Here is a 15,264-nt window from a genome sequence, read left to right on the forward strand (position 1 = left end):
CGTAGTATATTTACAACTACAATTACAGGCATGGTGATATTTATGATGAATAACAACAGTGATGATGACGACTTGCTTAGTGCTTTAACTATTACGTATAGAGAATCATTAAACGATATTATTTCTCAAAAAGGTATTCACTTTATAGTTCAAAACCTCAGTCCTAAATATACATTTAATTCTGAGTATGATTTGTGGACTGTTCTCGATACCCATTTTGATAATTATCAAGAGAAAAATATAGATGATGAGTTGTTTCTAACGTTAATAACGTTTAAAGAAGATAAACACGATATTATGTTTATGCTTGGCTTTTCTTCATGTTATCCCCGTCTCACAATGATGCTTAATGTTAAGCAGATGCAAGATTACTTGGCCACTGTTAACTACAAACTACCTATTAACGCGAAGCTCATATCTGGTCATGCTGGTTTAGTTCGGTTCGCTGATTTGAAGTTAGGTTTAAAAGACCAATAAAATAGTAACGCAACTACGATTGATTTATGGAGATTTGTAACATCATGTTTAGAAATGAAAATATCGGGATGTCACAAAAAGCGGTTCTAATGTTTACAGATAAAGAGTCCCCTTATCCGCACCCGCTAGATGTGCTAAATCATCTACTTGTATCAGCTCAAGAGGAATTTATTTTATGTGTTGACCAATCTACTGAAACTTCTGAGTTAGAAAACCTACTTAGAACGGCTTCGGCAGAAATGGTTCAATACTATAATCCAGGCACCTCTTTTTCAATCGCTCCTATTGATCTCTCACTTTGTATGAGTGATGCGCGTAAAGATGCCATTAAGTTCTTAAACGACGACCAAGTTAAACTTAATTGTGCATTAGGAAGAATTGAAGAATACAAGACTTTATTCAAAACTCTTGAGTTTTCTAAGCCATATTTAATTGCACTTGTACCTATCGAAAATAACAAACAAATTCCGCCAATAGTGATCGGCGCTTTTGTCTGTGAATATGATGCTTATCAAAATCTACATTCGATGCTAGGCCAAGATGAAAAACACACGATACATTAAGTGGTAACGCCAATCATCCCCTGTAAAGGATAAAATTTAGTTTATCCTTTACAGGGGGGTGAATCGGTTTTTTTAGTAAGTTAACAACAATAATATTTATCAATCATAGCGGCTTGCGCGTATTAATTCCCATGCGAAAATATTTGCACACGAATACATTTAAATTAAATTGGACACTAAAATGGGAAGCAAACCTGAATTTCTTATTCATATTTTTGAAAAAGATGCTTTAACAATCTCAATACTGAAAGAGCTATTAAATCATCACTTAGTCCCTGCCCTTGGGGATGTGAGCGCAGTTTTAGATTTTACTGATGAATTTATTACTCATATTAAAAACGTTTCAGGGGTGGCTGATTTAGTGATCAATCTAGCCATGATCGATGTTGATGCGTTTTTAGATTTCGCCAAAAATGATTTTGAAAACGGGCATGATAACCTAGATAAAGAACAAGCATTACTTGTTGATAATTTGAAGAAAAAACTAGATTCAATCGGTTTGGCTCATGCCTCTCTTTATATAGTAAGTATAGATAACCTCGGTATTCAAAGTGCAATGCTTGGTGAGTATGAAGCTGTATGTCAGGCATCAAGTATTTTTATGAAAAAGGTATCAACTATTATTATTGATAGCCATTAAGCCAACTCCATTAGCTCATTTGAAAGATTTATACCGCTTTTAAATGAGCCTTGATTAAACAATATATAAATAATTGTACAAGTTACATATAAGGATTATCAATAAATGGGAAATATCGCTGCAATTTCAGACGCAAAAGAACTGCATGATTTAATTGGTCATATCGCAATGAATGCGGGCTTTCTCCCCTCTCAAGCAGAATTACAATTGATTCGTGGAGAATTGAAATGTGGTCTTTCAGGGTGGTTTGTGCGCATAAGTTATGGCGATCAATCATTCGGAAATATTTTATTGAGTGACGAGCTTAAGGATATGATCAAAGGTAAGGCTGAAAAAAGAAAATCCCACTAATTATATTTATGGTAAGCCTGTTTACCTAATAGGCTTACCATTTCCTCCTGTCGATATCTAATTTTGTCGTAATAGCCTTACAACACCTTATGATTAGTGATCAACTTAGTACATTAATCACGTCAACCACCCCCCGTTAAATTTTTTCTCTAATTATTAAAAAAAAACAATACAGTGCGGCAAAGAACATGTAGGTTCAGCCAAAACCTACACATAAGGTATTGAAACAAAAAATGAAGAATGAAAGTGTAATCTCTAATATCGAAGACTTGATGGCATCTGTGAAATACGTAACGATGAAGGATGGCTTGATGACTTCTCAGGCCGATCTGAAGCTGATCGTCGGTGAGGATAAAGCTGGAGAACTCAACGGCTACCTGCAGGTGAGTTATAATAATGAAACACTCTCAAATATTAAAATTTCGGATAGAGTGCTTGAATGTTTAGTGCAGACAAAAGCTAAGATTGTTAGACGGTCATTTAATTAAGCGATAACATCTTGTTTAGCACTCATTGAGACGATGCTGCAAAGATACTGGTGGCATTTTTATTGGTTAGTGCGACGATGGTGTGCAAGTTCATTCCAAGGTGCCTCTACGGGCTGGACAGGTGTTGTTATGCAAGAACTTGTGTGACGTTATTCAATATATTGACTGATGGTTAACAGGCGCACGTAATTATTGTATGTAGCTTACGATTATGTTTGTCGCGTCAGAATAAAACATACAAGCGAAAGAATTTAGGCTTAATCTAAATATGGATGCTGGTGAACAGCATCCAACTAAACTAAAAATATAACTTGCTGCACTCTGTTTTAGTTTTTAAATTGTTGGGAAATCGTGGAATAACACCTAATAAATTCAAAATGTCGGGTAGATTGTATTTTTCTCTCTCGTGATCAGTTAATGGTCGTCCGTAATTGCGATCATCTAAACTAATGGCTTTAGATATAGGTACGTCAAAAAAATCTAGTTTGTTAGTTGGAATGTGAAATTTATATCCCTGAAAATCAATCAAGTAGACATCATAATAATCGGCAGCAATAACGCGTATGAAAAAATCATTAGGGAAATGGTAATAAGGCGTTAAATCTGTTTTGTATAATTTCAGTTCGTCTGTGAAAAAATTTATCACTTTATCGATGTTATCAAACACTTGATTTTCAATTTCATATTGGCTGAAAAACTGGCTAAATCGGTCGATAATCGGTGCGTCACACTGATTATCCTCATCGGAAACTAAACATGCAATCGTATTAAAAATATATTCTAGTTCAGTAATACAATCATCATCGAGGGTAAAATCACAAAAAAATGGATTATCAAACTGTTCCTTTGATATCACTTTAGCCAGTTTTAACTTTATAGCCTCTTTAATTATGTGATGCTTTATCTTGTACAGCACTTCTTTATCTTTATATGTTAGACCTTCTTTTATATGTCGATTAAATAATGATAAATAATACGGATAATTAACATTAAAAATATCAGACTCCAATTTCTCAGGCAAAAAGCCATTGTTATTTTTTCGGAGTTGATGATCTTCTGTTATTTTTACAAGTGCCAGATTTGTTGCGACAGTATCATTATAAGATTGTTGGTCAACAATTTGAGAGTGAGATATTACTGTCTCCACATTACCACTTATACAATTTCTACGCATAAAATCAAAAAAAGCGGGGATACGGGCGTTATCAGCAGCTTCTAAATTAGCCTTTAAAGATATACTGGGATCAAGTGATAATTGTAGGTGTTGAGCTTTGGGGGTTGAGTTAACGTATAACATCATACCCTTATTAGAACTTAGATTAATATCATCAAGTCTGCGTCCAAAAATAGCTGCTAACTGAATGTGAAAATCAATAGATATTAGGTAATTAAAATCTTCAGCTATATCATTGAAAACAAGTTGAGGTATATCTTTTCTGTGAGCGAGATTCTGGTGAGTAAGTGTGTTGAATAAATTGTTTATTAAGCTGTATTCCATTCCGTCAAAAAAGTTACCATTAACAGCATAAAAGTTTTTTTTTGCCAATCTTTTAGCGGAACGTTTTTCTTCTTTAGCTTTAGCTCTCGCTATCTGTTTGGTAGCAAATTTTTCAGCGTCAACTATCTCCCACCCAATTAGGATCTTGGTAAGAACAAGTCCAGCATATTCCGAGACTATTGAATGTAGGTTATTCTTATTCTTCTTAGTTAAAACAAAACCTGAAGATAGCCCCATCACTAATTTTGGATGCTTATCCATCAATAGACAGACATATTTAGCATAACTGGACAATAATGTTGATAATTGAGGTTTATCAAAAGTATTAATTGCGGCAAGGATATCTAACCGGCGTTGTTTCTTTAAATCCACAATGGTCAAAATTAAATTCCTCGATGATTAATATAAATATTGGTATAGCATTGCCATACAACGTAATTTACAAACGCATTACTATAAAGTATAGCCGCAATTACTGAATTGGCATCGAACGGAATAAATGAATAAAATGTAATTAACCATTCACTTGTTTGGTAAATTATCGGGGTAAACATCGATCTTCATTGAATAAATATGTAATTATGCTGGTGGTCAAAGGTTAAGTGACAATTTGATATTGTTCGCCATATTCGTTGAGTGGAAATTAAATAAATGGATTATGGCTTACTAATTATCATGTTGTTGAGTTCTTATTTACATCCTATAAGAAATGGTGAAAGCCCATAACCAACAACGCACAAGGTGTCCTATTTTTTTACTAATTCTGTTACCTCTATACTTACGGTGCTGATTATTAGGTAACAAATTAAAAAGTTAACCGTTTGATTTATATTAATAATCGCTTTTTGGTCTGCCCTATATTCAAAAAAAACATAAAATAAATTCATAAAAAATAAAAATTACCAACTTTTCAGCTCATCAACTGTTCTTTAATGTTTGAGTTGAACCGTTTTAACTTGTAATGGTAATGAATGGTTATTGCTGCTTCATTGCGTAATAACCATTTATTGCATGTACTTTTCAATAATATTCAGAGCAATAAAAAGCTGCTATTAAATTTAAAATCTAGCTAAAGTTATGCGTAATAATTATTACCATTAAAGCGTTACGGTGTCACCCTTATTCCCTATCGCCCACCTAGTTACAGTGTCACAATATAACGCCTCCCTCCCTATAGTTACAGCGTCACGTAATCAATGAAATCACCCATAACTATGGTTGCTAAACAAGCTTTATTAAGTAAAAACACTCAAATTAAAAGTATCGCTCAATATTTAATCATGGTGGTTCAATGAATTAGAGTTCATCGAACCACCATGATTAAATAATGTACTAAAACAGGTCATATATAGTACAAGTTACGGTGTCACCAGTATAATGAAGAATACTAGCCTCGTGTAGTTTTGGTGGCGCCACTTTAGTACCGGTTACTTTGGGTTGCTAATTTTCAATGCACGTTGAGTTCTCGTGTAATTTTCAATGCTAACAACCATAAAGAGGATTAATTCTCTTGTATGGGATATTTATTAGTCCATCCAGCAAAGTTACTCTGTTAAATATTTTATTACATCGTGACACTGTAACGTTAAGTGTCACCGTTTCAATTCAGTGACACGGTAACACTTTAATGAAATGTAATTTCGGCTGCGGTTATTGGATAGATTTTAAATTTAGTACACGCAAAATAACGCCGCTAAATCTTTTTTAAAAGTGATAACAATATATCGCTAGTATGCCAAGATAGCATATAGTGTTCATGCTTTATCTGTAGCTACTGTTTAAAATGGAGATGTGGGTATCGTTGATTGGATTAATTCGTACAGGTACTTTTTGCTTAGTTTTGATACTTTTTAAAATAGCCGTAGTACCATTACCGAAGCAAGGTGAAATCGCTCGCAGTGGCACGTTCTATCTGTGATGTAATAATGAGTACAAGATCAATTATAAATAGGGATTAATTTAAAAATTACTCATAACTACCAGTAAAAATATAATTCAGGCAATGAATATTAATTCACTGTTAGTTAACGTATCTTCGGGAATATACCAAATATAAGTGAATAAAGTGCGATTTTATATTCACTTTTAAGTTATGTCGGTGTGTTAACTATTGCAGATAATTGTGAGATTAAAATTTTGTACTACAATAACCATCCCCCTACATACAAGCAAAAAATATACGCGATGCGTATTTATAATGATTTAAATTTGATGATTCCTGTCGATGATATTTTAACATCATTAGAGACAGCTCAAGATTTTATCAAGAAGCACTCCCCTTTCCATACTGTTTATCGGCGCCTAACGAACATCGTCAAAGCAGAATTTAAAGACGAATTATGTGAGGTTGAACTTGTTGAGTATGGTGAATACATCGATTGCCACCGTAACTTATCAATTACGGAAGTTATGGAGCATCTTCGTATCAATAAGACAGAATATTTAGATAGTATTGCTGCACATAAGGCATATATATTTAAATTAGCTCAAAGTAACTCAATGAGTGATTTTGATAATTATCAACTGGAAGACCTTGAATCTTGGAAACAATTTAAAACAATTCATTTTTTTTATGATCTGTTACGTTTGAATTTAAACTACACAATCAACGATGCGATAAAACAATACGTTTGGCAATATGCCATTTATATCAATGGCACAATTAACTTCAATAATCACCGCATCTTTATGAATAACTTGCTATTATCTGAAAATTTAACGGCTATTTATGGTGATAGTTGATCATCGTAACCAGATAAAATTTAAAAAGGTGGGCATCGGTCCAAGCCATTGCGCTTCGTGGTGCTAACAAGGGGAGCTATGCTCTCCTTGTTTTTATGTGCTATTTTGTCCTCAAATGGTCTTGATACGAAGAGATAATTACGATGCAGCCACAGTCACTCGTTACACTAACAAAGACAAGGTTAAACAAAGCCAGAACCGCAAGAGGTGCATTCACCAACGCTCAAATAGCTGTATTTTTTGACGATGAGGTAATTGGCAACCCTATGCCATCTGGTTGGTTATCAACCGTGGAAGGGCGGCAAGTGCCTTTAAGCGACTTTATTACCTTTGTGGAGCTTGGGTGCAACCTTGATTATATCGATAAAATCAATAATAGTGGCTACATAACGGGGTATACGCTCATACCGAAAGTTGAAGGTTTTTCAAAACTGAAAACTCTATCTCAGAACATCAAGAGGCTTGAGGAGACGCGTGGCAATTCAGGTAACTTGAGAGATCTAGCAGAGGCTCACTGGGGATTAAAAATCTCATAGTGAATTAAATTGGGTATAAGATCTTTCTAATTTCAACGCTTCCTTTCGCCAACCCAAGTCGTTCAGCAGGAGTCTTACCATCTTTTGAACTCTTCCATGATTAGATGTGGTACTTATCGGTCTTTCTAGCATGGACAACCTACGTCTAACAATTTGGAAGAAGCTATCGATCGGGTGCAAGGATGCATCACGAAGTGCGATTTCATGCTAAGCCTTGAACGGTCGGTTATAACATTCTTGTCTACCAGTGCTACTCACAACAGCCTTATCTAGCGCGTTTTTTGCGATTAATAATGTGGCTTCATCTCTCGATATCATGTTCTCATCACATACTTACTCAATAAGCTTTTCACTAAACTTAACCATTCTATGTCTTTGGTCTACAGTAAGTTCTTTGTTTATTTTTACATATAGAGCATGACAATTAGCTTTCGAACGCAAGGCAACAGGCGCGGTTGATGGCTGGCTCCTGATCCAGATGAAATAATACTGGTCACAAATGTTAGAAAAATCTATCCTTTAATAAGTAGAAAAATAAGGTTTTTAAAGCAAATGAACAATAATAATAAAGTTAAGCCTGATATTATCAAAGCAGTAATGGATTATCGTTATAGTCAGGGTGAGAAATTTGAACGTTACTTTCAAACGACTAAGAATCGCTTTCAAGTCTGTACAAGCCGGAGTCGTAAACGCGAAATAATCGAAATTAATAGTACCATTGAACGGCTAAAGCAGCGTATAGAGCGTTACAGCGATATTGTTTCAATACTTTATAATCATGAGCAACAAATTAAAGTTTCAAATGTTAATTATATGTCGATCGGAGTTGTAAATAATGAATTTACACTTTTCAATCAATCGTTATTTTTAAGGTTTAATTGTGCCCCTCCTGAAACTCAGCTAACTTTTCTTGTTACTCCACAAACTATTAGTACCCATGCGGTTGTGCGCTATCTTGAACGTAACAATACACTAGATGTTAAGGCTGCTATTGTTGAGCTAGGAATGGCTTTAGTCGATTGCGCCCAAGAACTTGCCTCTCACTGCGCTCAAACAGGTCTATGTCCTACTGGGCATACAGAGCGTAATATCAAGACTATTAACGATGGTATTGCAATTATTATTATCCCTGATCCGAGTGTACTGGATTACTCCGAAGCCGATTGGAAGGTCGTAACATACATTTCGCCTGATATGGTAAAAGATTTCAATCTTCGTAGCCATGAAGCTGGATTTGTTTTGGATGACTACGCTATTGAATATAAGGATGATATTCGATCCTATATCGATAACATGCTTAGTTGAGCCTTATCGGGAATGGGCGTGAACCAATATTCTTTCTATTAAAGTCAATTTTAGTCGTTTTCATAAGACAATAGATTTAAATATCAGGGTATGATTTTCAATAATTTTAATAATTAAGTAAAAATCATGTCTGAAGATAAAAAGTTCTATTCGGCTTCATCATTAGCAAAGAGACTAGGTGTGGAATATTCAGATTTAGTTCGTGCCTTACTTTTATCACAATATGTTATGAGAGGTGCAGATCGAAAGCTTGTGCTTACAGATGAAGGTATTGCTGCAGGGGCTAAAATGGGGTCTTCGGATAAATACGGTCCTTTTATCCAATGGCCAGAAGGCTTAAATGTAGATGTTGAACTTAAAACCCCTACTCAAAACACTAAATCGGTACCGCAAACCTCCAACAATCGTAATGCAAATACAAAAAACATTTCAAGTAGAACTTTAGCAAAGCGGCTTAATCTTGATGCTAATTACCTTAATGATATTGCTTGCGTTCTTGGTTGGGCGAGCAAAGCGAGCAAGGTGAACGGTTACCTCTCGACTAATCTTGGTTTAAAAGAAGGCATAAGCCATGGTTATTCGTCCAAATATAATATGGCTTATTTGCTGTTTCCCCATAACATCCTAACTTATGACAAATTTAATAACTGCGTCGAGATATTTAAGCATTTAGAATTAAATAATATTGGGTTATATACCGGAACTGTCGAGTGTGTTCAAACAATGGCGGTAGATGGTCACATTGTAAATTCTATTTACCATTGCATCATTGATAACTGGCTGCTGTTCCACGGCATCACACATATTATTAATTCTCGCAATCCATTCCCCAATACTGACTTTTTCTTACCAGAGTTAGGACTCTCGATTAAGTTCAACATGGATGAATCTACTGAAAGTATACCCATTGTCGATGAAACAAACGGTAGAATGATCACCTTTAATCCTAATAATATAATCCATATTGAAGAAGTCATGAATAAAGCATCGTTTACTTTACGTATTTAACTGACGATTATTTAGTGATCAAGGCGTCATCAATTCGCGTGAACCCTTGATCCCTAACAATAAAACCAACACTTACTACGCTTTCAACGTCTAGCGTTATTTATCTTTGTAAGTATAATTGTCTCGTGACTTAATAACAGAGACCATAATAATGCTTACTCAAACGATAGTTAAAATAACCTTACTAGAAAAAAAAATTTTTAAAGATGAGATCCACTTACATCAACCTGGGGGTGATGTATGGAATATGTGCCAACAATCCCATATAAATCGAAAGATCATGGAATTACAGGATAGAAGTAAATACTCACAGGAATTTTTTGATGATTATAATGATAAAAATAGTTTAGACGCCTCCATTATAAAACGAATGTACTCCAGATTTTGGGTGTTATCCTCGGAACAAAGAGACGATGATGGAATCGCTCCTATGTTAACGATCAAAGATTTTATCGAGGTTTCCGAAAATCATTACAGAGAACATAACGACATTAGCTGTCAACGTACCGCAAAAAAGACAGTTAAAAAAATGTTCCATGGCGTCAATAAATGCTTACCGCTACCCACGCTTCTAACACCTCTAACTGGTAAGTTAATAAGCGAGTCAGAATTCAAGCTGGTACGTAGTGAATGTGGTCAGAACGTACACCTTTTCGTTAATCTTTATGACCAAGATGATGTAATACCATTCACCCCCAAAAATATAATTCGATACTATCACTACCCTAAAAAAGATGCGGTTAATTTATATCGAAATTTATGCCTCCCAAATATCAAATTATATATGCCTGTCGATGATACTAATTATACTGGTATGCCCCCTCATGAGGTCACACCGATCACTTATCTTCAAAACAAAGAAAATGGACGTATAAAAAGTGTCTGTTGGGATGTACCCGACGAATTGAAGATGATTAATCATGATTTGTTAGATAAAAATGATTTGATTGAATTAATCCAAAATGTCATTAGCCGCCCATTACCAGTTAGTAAATTATCATTATGGCGTGCAATGTGCGGAGAGTGGTACAACCGTCAAAATAATAATTTCAAATGGCATGAGTTAAACGCTGACACTCAAAAACGGCATATAGTTAATTTTATCCGACATAGTTACTGTGGTTACACTCAGATCTACACCCTTCAAGACCGTGAATTAGCCGCTGAGTTACATGACATCGCATTTGACGCGTTACTAAGAAGGATCGGCCGCACCTTCCCATACCTCTCTGGTGAGTGTGTACGTCAGTTGAACCACCGCTTTGATGAGGTCTATTATTAATGGCTAAAATAAGACAAAGACAAAAGTATCAAGATAAAATATTGCAATCAGTACAAGATAAACTGTGTACTGATAGAGAGAGAGAATTGTTAGAAGATATGGGTTTACCTGTAACCGCTAAGAGTGTTTTGTTCATGATGGAAAAACACCAAGCGGAAAGCTCTCCAGAAATTATAGATTATTCACAACGTCATTCTGTTGCAACATCTATATCGGAATGTATGTATGGTCTATTTTTAACTCAGCCAGTCGCCAATATTGACAATCAACACCGAGTGCTAAATATATCACAGCATATAAACGAACTTAGATGTTGTAAAGAAACAAGCGATTGGATCGTTGATGATTTTACCTTGCGCATTTTTAGAGGGGTTAATAAGCGGTTAGAGTTACCTTGCGTTATTAGTAAACTCATCCTCGAATTAGAACTGCCAGCATTTAAAGCTAAAAACGTGGTGAAAGAAAGTTCTGTATTTTTATTCCAAGCGTGTGAAGTCGTTCGATTTAACGTAAAAAATTTAATTAAATATTACAATTATCCCGAAAAGGACGCCAAAGCATTTTACGAAAATTTAGCGATATATAATCAGTCCACACCACTCTACTTACCTAAAAATACGAAACACAAAAATAGAGAATTACCAGTAACATACGATAATACGGGTGATGTTATAAAAGTGTTTTGGGATATACCAACAAAACTCGTTGATGAGTTCATGCTGGAATATATTAATCATGAGAGCAGTGATCACCAGCTTGTAGAGTCAGACTTATGTGAAATTCTTAATATGTTAGATAAACCGTTGCCCATTGAAGACCTAAGCTTTTGGAAAATATTGGCAAAACAATTTTATATGGATAACGGTGAAGATTGGTCAGCGATGTCCGTGTCTCGACAAAAAAGGCTACTCACAAACTTTATTAGGCACAATATCCCAGGTTATAGTCAGGCATATCAGTTAAATGACAGAGCATTAGCTAAACGTCTGCATGATGATTATTTTGATCTAGTAATGAGACGGATAGCTCGCACGTTCCCTTACTTGGCTAATGAATGCAATAACCAATGGAGTTATCGAGAAGGTAAGAACAATAATTCTGATGGTCTAATTGATAACTCAGGTAAGAAGCAATCTTTGCTTGATTAGATGTCTATTTTTGGTGTATCTGAATAACAATGTAGTCATTCGCTTACAATAAACATAATTAATATATGTTTATTGTAAGTTAATTGGCAGCTACCCCATCCACGAATGGCAATAGCATTAGACCATTAATATATAATGGCTATCCTTTTATTCTTGGCTCCGGATAACCAAAGTAATACCCTTGCCCAATATCACAGCCAAGAGAATGCATGATCACTGCTTGTTCATGAGTTTCTATCCCCTCAGCTACGATTTTATGGTCCGTACAAAGCAATAAATCCACAGTCGAGCGGGTTAACGTTGATAATGACGTTTGATTCATGGATTTATGGGCGGCAAGTGCTTTTTTTATTATGACTCTAGGAATGCTTTTTCTAGATTCTAATTTTAAAATTGATCGTATATCTAAATCTTGATAATTAAGATTAGTGCAGAAAAATCGGTCTAATTTGATGGTGTTAATGGGTAGATACATCAAATAATTAATATTGGATGTCCCAGTACCAAAATCATCGATAGCAATACTAAAACCTTGTGATGATATATCCATCAACGCATGATGAATTTTAGAATTTTTCTCTATAACCTGAGTTTCAACAATCTCGAATTCAATGAGTTCAGGTCTTATCTTGAAAATTGCGGCGCTCTCACGTATAAAATCAACTAAATTACAGTGACGTTGGTTTAACGATGATCCATCAATATTTACAGCAATCTGTGTCATTTCCCCCTTTGCTACCCATGTCTGCGAATGATTAAAAGCCGTAGTTATAACCCACTTATCTAAATCGCATTGAAGTGTGTAAAATTTAAACCAATATAAAAAATCTACAGGAGAGAGAACCCCATAATCTGGATGCCGCCATCTGAGTAATGATTCAACCCCCATTTCTTTGTTCGTTTTTAGATCTACTTTCGTTTGAAACCAAAGCTCTAACTCATTATTTTTCATGGCATTAAGTAAGTCTAATTTTGAGAAGGTATATTTCTCACTATTAAATTCTTCATCCGTTGAGTTACATGGCTTCGGTGGCTCTACATCTTCAAGTAATTCCTGGGCGCTTATATCACTCTGTTCATTAAAAATAGCAACTTTATATGACACATTAAATAAATGAGATATTGTCGTAGTTGAATGACAATAACCATATTCTAATAACGTTTGAAATTTAGCTCTGATGTGTGGGTTCGTTTGACCAGAACAAATAAGTGCAATTTGACTATAACCATACTCAAATGCCATGATGTTTTTATTTTTCATAGATTTATGAGCCAACTGTAAAACCCACAATGCCACATCATTCATAACTGATGTAAAAACAAGATCGCCTAATATATCTTTATGAAGATGAGCATCAATAACGTCTACAATGACCAAATAAAACTCTTTTCCTTTATCTATTCGCGCCGTTAACTCTTCGTAAAGCTTGAATTTTTGAAGAACCACTATAATAAAGCTCCTTAAAAGTGTTAATGGGGTTTTATGCAGTATATATACTTAATAAAGTATGTCTTAAAAGAGACTACATTTTTTTAAAATTGTAAGAGGAAAACGCTTGAAGTCGGATTTTTGAGCCATATACTATCTTTATACTCACTTTCAAATGGTTAATTATCATGCGTAATAAATATAAAATTGTAAGTGGCTTACTATTAATGTGGGCAAGTTTTAATGCTACAACCGCTTTAGCAGAGAATGAAGTCCCAGAGTGGGCTATTAACCCACCACAAGGGACTGCTTCATATTGTACTGATATACTCTATATGGGTAAGGAAAAAGGAATTCTGGTAGCAAAGACATTTGCAAGTAACATGCTAAATAATCATGAACTTGGCCATTACGTCGAGGGTGCTGAAGGAATTCACTCATCAAGCTACCATCAAGATATTTTGACGGCTAAAGTAGGATTGCAAAAAAGCACTAAAATTATCAAGCAGTATATTAATGACAATAATCTTTGCGTTTTGGTTGCCCATGACGCGTAATGGACGCTATTTGACGGCAATCTTAACTAATGGGTGTAATGGGTTACTCGCCATATAACTACCCTGACCTTGAATCTCCATTATTATCAAATCCTCATGAACTTGGCTGCTCAATTTGAGGCGGTTACTTGTAAGTAAATTTTTTAACTTAGTTCTGAATTCTTGTTCTTCTCCACCATTAAAGTAATCTGACACTAAGTAAACGATCATCTTTATAACCGCATCATCCAAAACTAAATATTCTTGTCGTGTTCCAATAACAACAAAATTAACCCAACGCCTTGGATCTTCTTTGTGGTGGCTTACAAAGTTAACTACCCCATTCTTCAGAAAAAGAATTGTGGTAAATGGGCACATGATTGAGTTGATATAAAAGAGCAACGATTCTGTATTGTTACCAATAATAATTGGTACAAATGACGGATCAATAGCGTTAGCTAAAGGAACATATCCGAATAAGTAAAATAACTGTATTGGGTATAAGAAAGAGATGGCAATAGACCGAATAAGGTTCGGTCTACTTTGTGCCATAAACCGATTTTTATCAAAATAGATCATGACGGTTTACTCTAATTTTCTGGCATTTCAAGATTGAACATACTTGATATTTGATATGTTATTAGTCGTTTTTTTTCTTCAGGAATGATGCAGTAATGTAATGACACTTTTGTTTCAGGTCCTACAAATAAAATATAGTATTGATTCTTGCGTAACCCTGAAGGCATTAGATGAATTCGCTTTACTTCACCATTACATTTAAAAGGGGTTTGTGATATTGCAATACTAAAAATTGTTAACTGTCTTAATAACGTTTTCCCGTCTTCTGACATTGATAATCGCCAACGCATTGATAATAAAGCAAGTATTGCGATAACGCCCCATGGTGCCCATGTCGGCATGGTGTAGCTATAGAGAATCGAATGATAAATGCAAGATGTTAAGATTAGTAATATTCCTAAAAATACAGCAACACCACACTTTGGCCATACAGATAAACTAATACCAATAAATCTCTCTTTCGTTTTTGGATCGACCGAATTTACAGGAATAATAATCATCGTTTCCCCCTATGCGATTTTTATGTCAGTGAGTTTAACAAACAACATTGTCTTCCACTTCTGCAATAACGGTACGTAGTGCTTATCTTTGGTGAAAAAACAAAAAAACATGCGATATCTGATAACGAACATTAATCAGGTAGCATTTTCATAATTATTTCTATTTAATATTCGTCATAATG

At 34.9% G+C, this 15,264-nt stretch carries 16 protein-coding genes; 12 read left to right on the plus strand and 4 right to left on the minus strand.

Features of this window, described 5'->3' with window-relative positions:
• The first annotated feature begins 42 nt into the window (after nucleotides 1-42).
• From CIK00_RS03000 to CIK00_RS03020, 5 genes are all read left to right on the plus strand, one after another.
• Nucleotides 43-477 (plus strand): hypothetical protein, encoded by a 435-nt coding sequence (locus CIK00_RS03000; RefSeq protein ID WP_101767451.1) that lies wholly within the window; start codon nucleotides 43-45, stop codon nucleotides 475-477.
• 44 nt (nucleotides 478-521) lie between these two features.
• Nucleotides 522-1,040: a hypothetical protein gene (locus CIK00_RS03005; protein WP_101767452.1), complete on the plus strand. Its 519-nt coding sequence runs from the start codon at nucleotides 522-524 to the stop codon at nucleotides 1,038-1,040.
• A 181-nt stretch (nucleotides 1,041-1,221) separates the two neighbouring features.
• Nucleotides 1,222-1,680 carry a hypothetical protein gene (locus CIK00_RS03010; RefSeq protein ID WP_101767453.1) on the plus strand — a complete coding sequence of 153 codons (459 nt, stop codon included), beginning with the start codon at nucleotides 1,222-1,224 and terminating at the stop codon, nucleotides 1,678-1,680.
• 105 nt (nucleotides 1,681-1,785) lie between these two features.
• Entirely contained in the window at nucleotides 1,786-2,031 is a 246-nt protein-coding gene (locus tag CIK00_RS03015) for a hypothetical protein (RefSeq protein WP_101767454.1), read from the plus strand.
• A gap of 233 nt (nucleotides 2,032-2,264) precedes the next feature.
• Nucleotides 2,265-2,519: a hypothetical protein gene (locus tag CIK00_RS03020; protein WP_101767455.1), complete on the plus strand. Its 255-nt coding sequence runs from the start codon at nucleotides 2,265-2,267 to the stop codon at nucleotides 2,517-2,519.
• Between the two features lie 298 nt (nucleotides 2,520-2,817).
• Here the strand turns inward: CIK00_RS03020 and CIK00_RS03025 are convergent, their stop codons facing one another.
• Entirely contained in the window at nucleotides 2,818-4,398 is a 1,581-nt protein-coding gene (locus CIK00_RS03025) for a hypothetical protein (protein ID WP_101767456.1), read from the minus strand.
• Nucleotides 4,399-6,228: 1,830 nt separating this feature from the next.
• On the opposite strand from CIK00_RS03025, the gene CIK00_RS03030 reads away from it, so the two are divergent.
• The 6 genes from CIK00_RS03030 to CIK00_RS03055 all read left to right on the plus strand — a co-directional run bounded on the left by CIK00_RS03030 (nucleotide 6,229) and on the right by CIK00_RS03055 (nucleotide 12,038).
• Nucleotides 6,229-6,759 (plus strand): hypothetical protein, encoded by a 531-nt coding sequence (locus CIK00_RS03030; protein ID WP_167388498.1) that lies wholly within the window; start codon nucleotides 6,229-6,231, stop codon nucleotides 6,757-6,759.
• 143 nt (nucleotides 6,760-6,902) lie between these two features.
• A complete protein-coding gene (locus tag CIK00_RS03035; RefSeq protein WP_101767458.1) occupies nucleotides 6,903-7,295 on the plus strand; it encodes a hypothetical protein in 393 nt (130 codons plus the stop codon).
• A 552-nt stretch (nucleotides 7,296-7,847) separates the two neighbouring features.
• Nucleotides 7,848-8,600: a hypothetical protein gene (locus tag CIK00_RS03040; protein WP_101767459.1), complete on the plus strand. Its 753-nt coding sequence runs from the start codon at nucleotides 7,848-7,850 to the stop codon at nucleotides 8,598-8,600.
• A gap of 126 nt (nucleotides 8,601-8,726) precedes the next feature.
• A complete protein-coding gene (locus CIK00_RS03045; RefSeq protein WP_101767460.1) occupies nucleotides 8,727-9,608 on the plus strand; it encodes a hypothetical protein in 882 nt (293 codons plus the stop codon).
• Between the two features lie 151 nt (nucleotides 9,609-9,759).
• Complete coding sequence (locus CIK00_RS03050) at nucleotides 9,760-10,890, plus strand: hypothetical protein (RefSeq protein ID WP_101767461.1); 1,131 nt, start codon at nucleotides 9,760-9,762, stop codon at nucleotides 10,888-10,890.
• Nucleotides 10,890-12,038: a hypothetical protein gene (locus CIK00_RS03055; RefSeq protein WP_101767462.1), complete on the plus strand. Its 1,149-nt coding sequence runs from the start codon at nucleotides 10,890-10,892 to the stop codon at nucleotides 12,036-12,038. The genes CIK00_RS03050 and CIK00_RS03055 overlap by 1 nt, the downstream gene beginning before the upstream one ends.
• Before the next feature lie 139 nt (nucleotides 12,039-12,177).
• On the opposite strand, the gene CIK00_RS03060 is transcribed toward CIK00_RS03055, so the two are convergent.
• Entirely contained in the window at nucleotides 12,178-13,485 is a 1,308-nt protein-coding gene (locus CIK00_RS03060) for an EAL domain-containing protein (protein WP_101767463.1), read from the minus strand.
• A 170-nt stretch (nucleotides 13,486-13,655) separates the two neighbouring features.
• Here CIK00_RS03060 and CIK00_RS03065 point away from each other — a divergent pair, with 170 nt between their 5' ends.
• On the plus strand, nucleotides 13,656-14,024 hold the full coding sequence (locus CIK00_RS03065; protein WP_101767464.1) for a hypothetical protein: 369 nt from the start codon (nucleotides 13,656-13,658) through the stop codon (nucleotides 14,022-14,024).
• A 6-nt stretch (nucleotides 14,025-14,030) separates the two neighbouring features.
• On the opposite strand, the gene CIK00_RS03070 is transcribed toward CIK00_RS03065, so the two are convergent.
• Both CIK00_RS03070 and CIK00_RS03075 read right to left on the minus strand, forming a co-directional pair.
• Entirely contained in the window at nucleotides 14,031-14,582 is a 552-nt protein-coding gene (locus tag CIK00_RS03070) for a hypothetical protein (protein ID WP_101767465.1), read from the minus strand.
• 11 nt (nucleotides 14,583-14,593) lie between these two features.
• Entirely contained in the window at nucleotides 14,594-15,082 is a 489-nt protein-coding gene (locus tag CIK00_RS03075) for a hypothetical protein (RefSeq protein ID WP_101767466.1), read from the minus strand.
• Nucleotides 15,083-15,264: the final 182 nt, after the last annotated feature.

It is taken from the genome of Photobacterium carnosum, from assembly GCF_002849605.1.
GTDB lineage: Bacteria > Pseudomonadota > Gammaproteobacteria > Enterobacterales > Vibrionaceae > Photobacterium > Photobacterium carnosum.

Coding starts and splice junctions, on each gene's coding strand:
- CIK00_RS03045 (WP_101767460.1), top strand. CDS start 8,727: ATGTCTGAAGATAAAAAGTTCTATTCGGCTTCATCATTAGCAAAGAGA.
- CIK00_RS03020 (WP_101767455.1), top strand. CDS start 2,265: ATGAAGAATGAAAGTGTAATCTCTAATATCGAAGACTTGATGGCATCT.
- CIK00_RS03050 (WP_101767461.1), top strand. CDS start 9,760: ATGCTTACTCAAACGATAGTTAAAATAACCTTACTAGAAAAAAAAATT.
- CIK00_RS03070 (WP_101767465.1), bottom strand. CDS start 14,582: ATGATCTATTTTGATAAAAATCGGTTTATGGCACAAAGTAGACCGAAC.
- CIK00_RS03075 (WP_101767466.1), bottom strand. CDS start 15,082: ATGATTATTATTCCTGTAAATTCGGTCGATCCAAAAACGAAAGAGAGA.
- CIK00_RS03005 (WP_101767452.1), top strand. CDS start 522: ATGTTTAGAAATGAAAATATCGGGATGTCACAAAAAGCGGTTCTAATG.
- CIK00_RS03035 (WP_101767458.1), top strand. CDS start 6,903: ATGCAGCCACAGTCACTCGTTACACTAACAAAGACAAGGTTAAACAAA.
- CIK00_RS03040 (WP_101767459.1), top strand. CDS start 7,848: ATGAACAATAATAATAAAGTTAAGCCTGATATTATCAAAGCAGTAATG.
- CIK00_RS03055 (WP_101767462.1), top strand. CDS start 10,890: ATGGCTAAAATAAGACAAAGACAAAAGTATCAAGATAAAATATTGCAA.
- CIK00_RS03030 (WP_167388498.1), top strand. CDS start 6,229: ATGATTCCTGTCGATGATATTTTAACATCATTAGAGACAGCTCAAGAT.
- CIK00_RS03000 (WP_101767451.1), top strand. CDS start 43: ATGATGAATAACAACAGTGATGATGACGACTTGCTTAGTGCTTTAACT.
- CIK00_RS03065 (WP_101767464.1), top strand. CDS start 13,656: ATGCGTAATAAATATAAAATTGTAAGTGGCTTACTATTAATGTGGGCA.
- CIK00_RS03010 (WP_101767453.1), top strand. CDS start 1,222: ATGGGAAGCAAACCTGAATTTCTTATTCATATTTTTGAAAAAGATGCT.
- CIK00_RS03015 (WP_101767454.1), top strand. CDS start 1,786: ATGGGAAATATCGCTGCAATTTCAGACGCAAAAGAACTGCATGATTTA.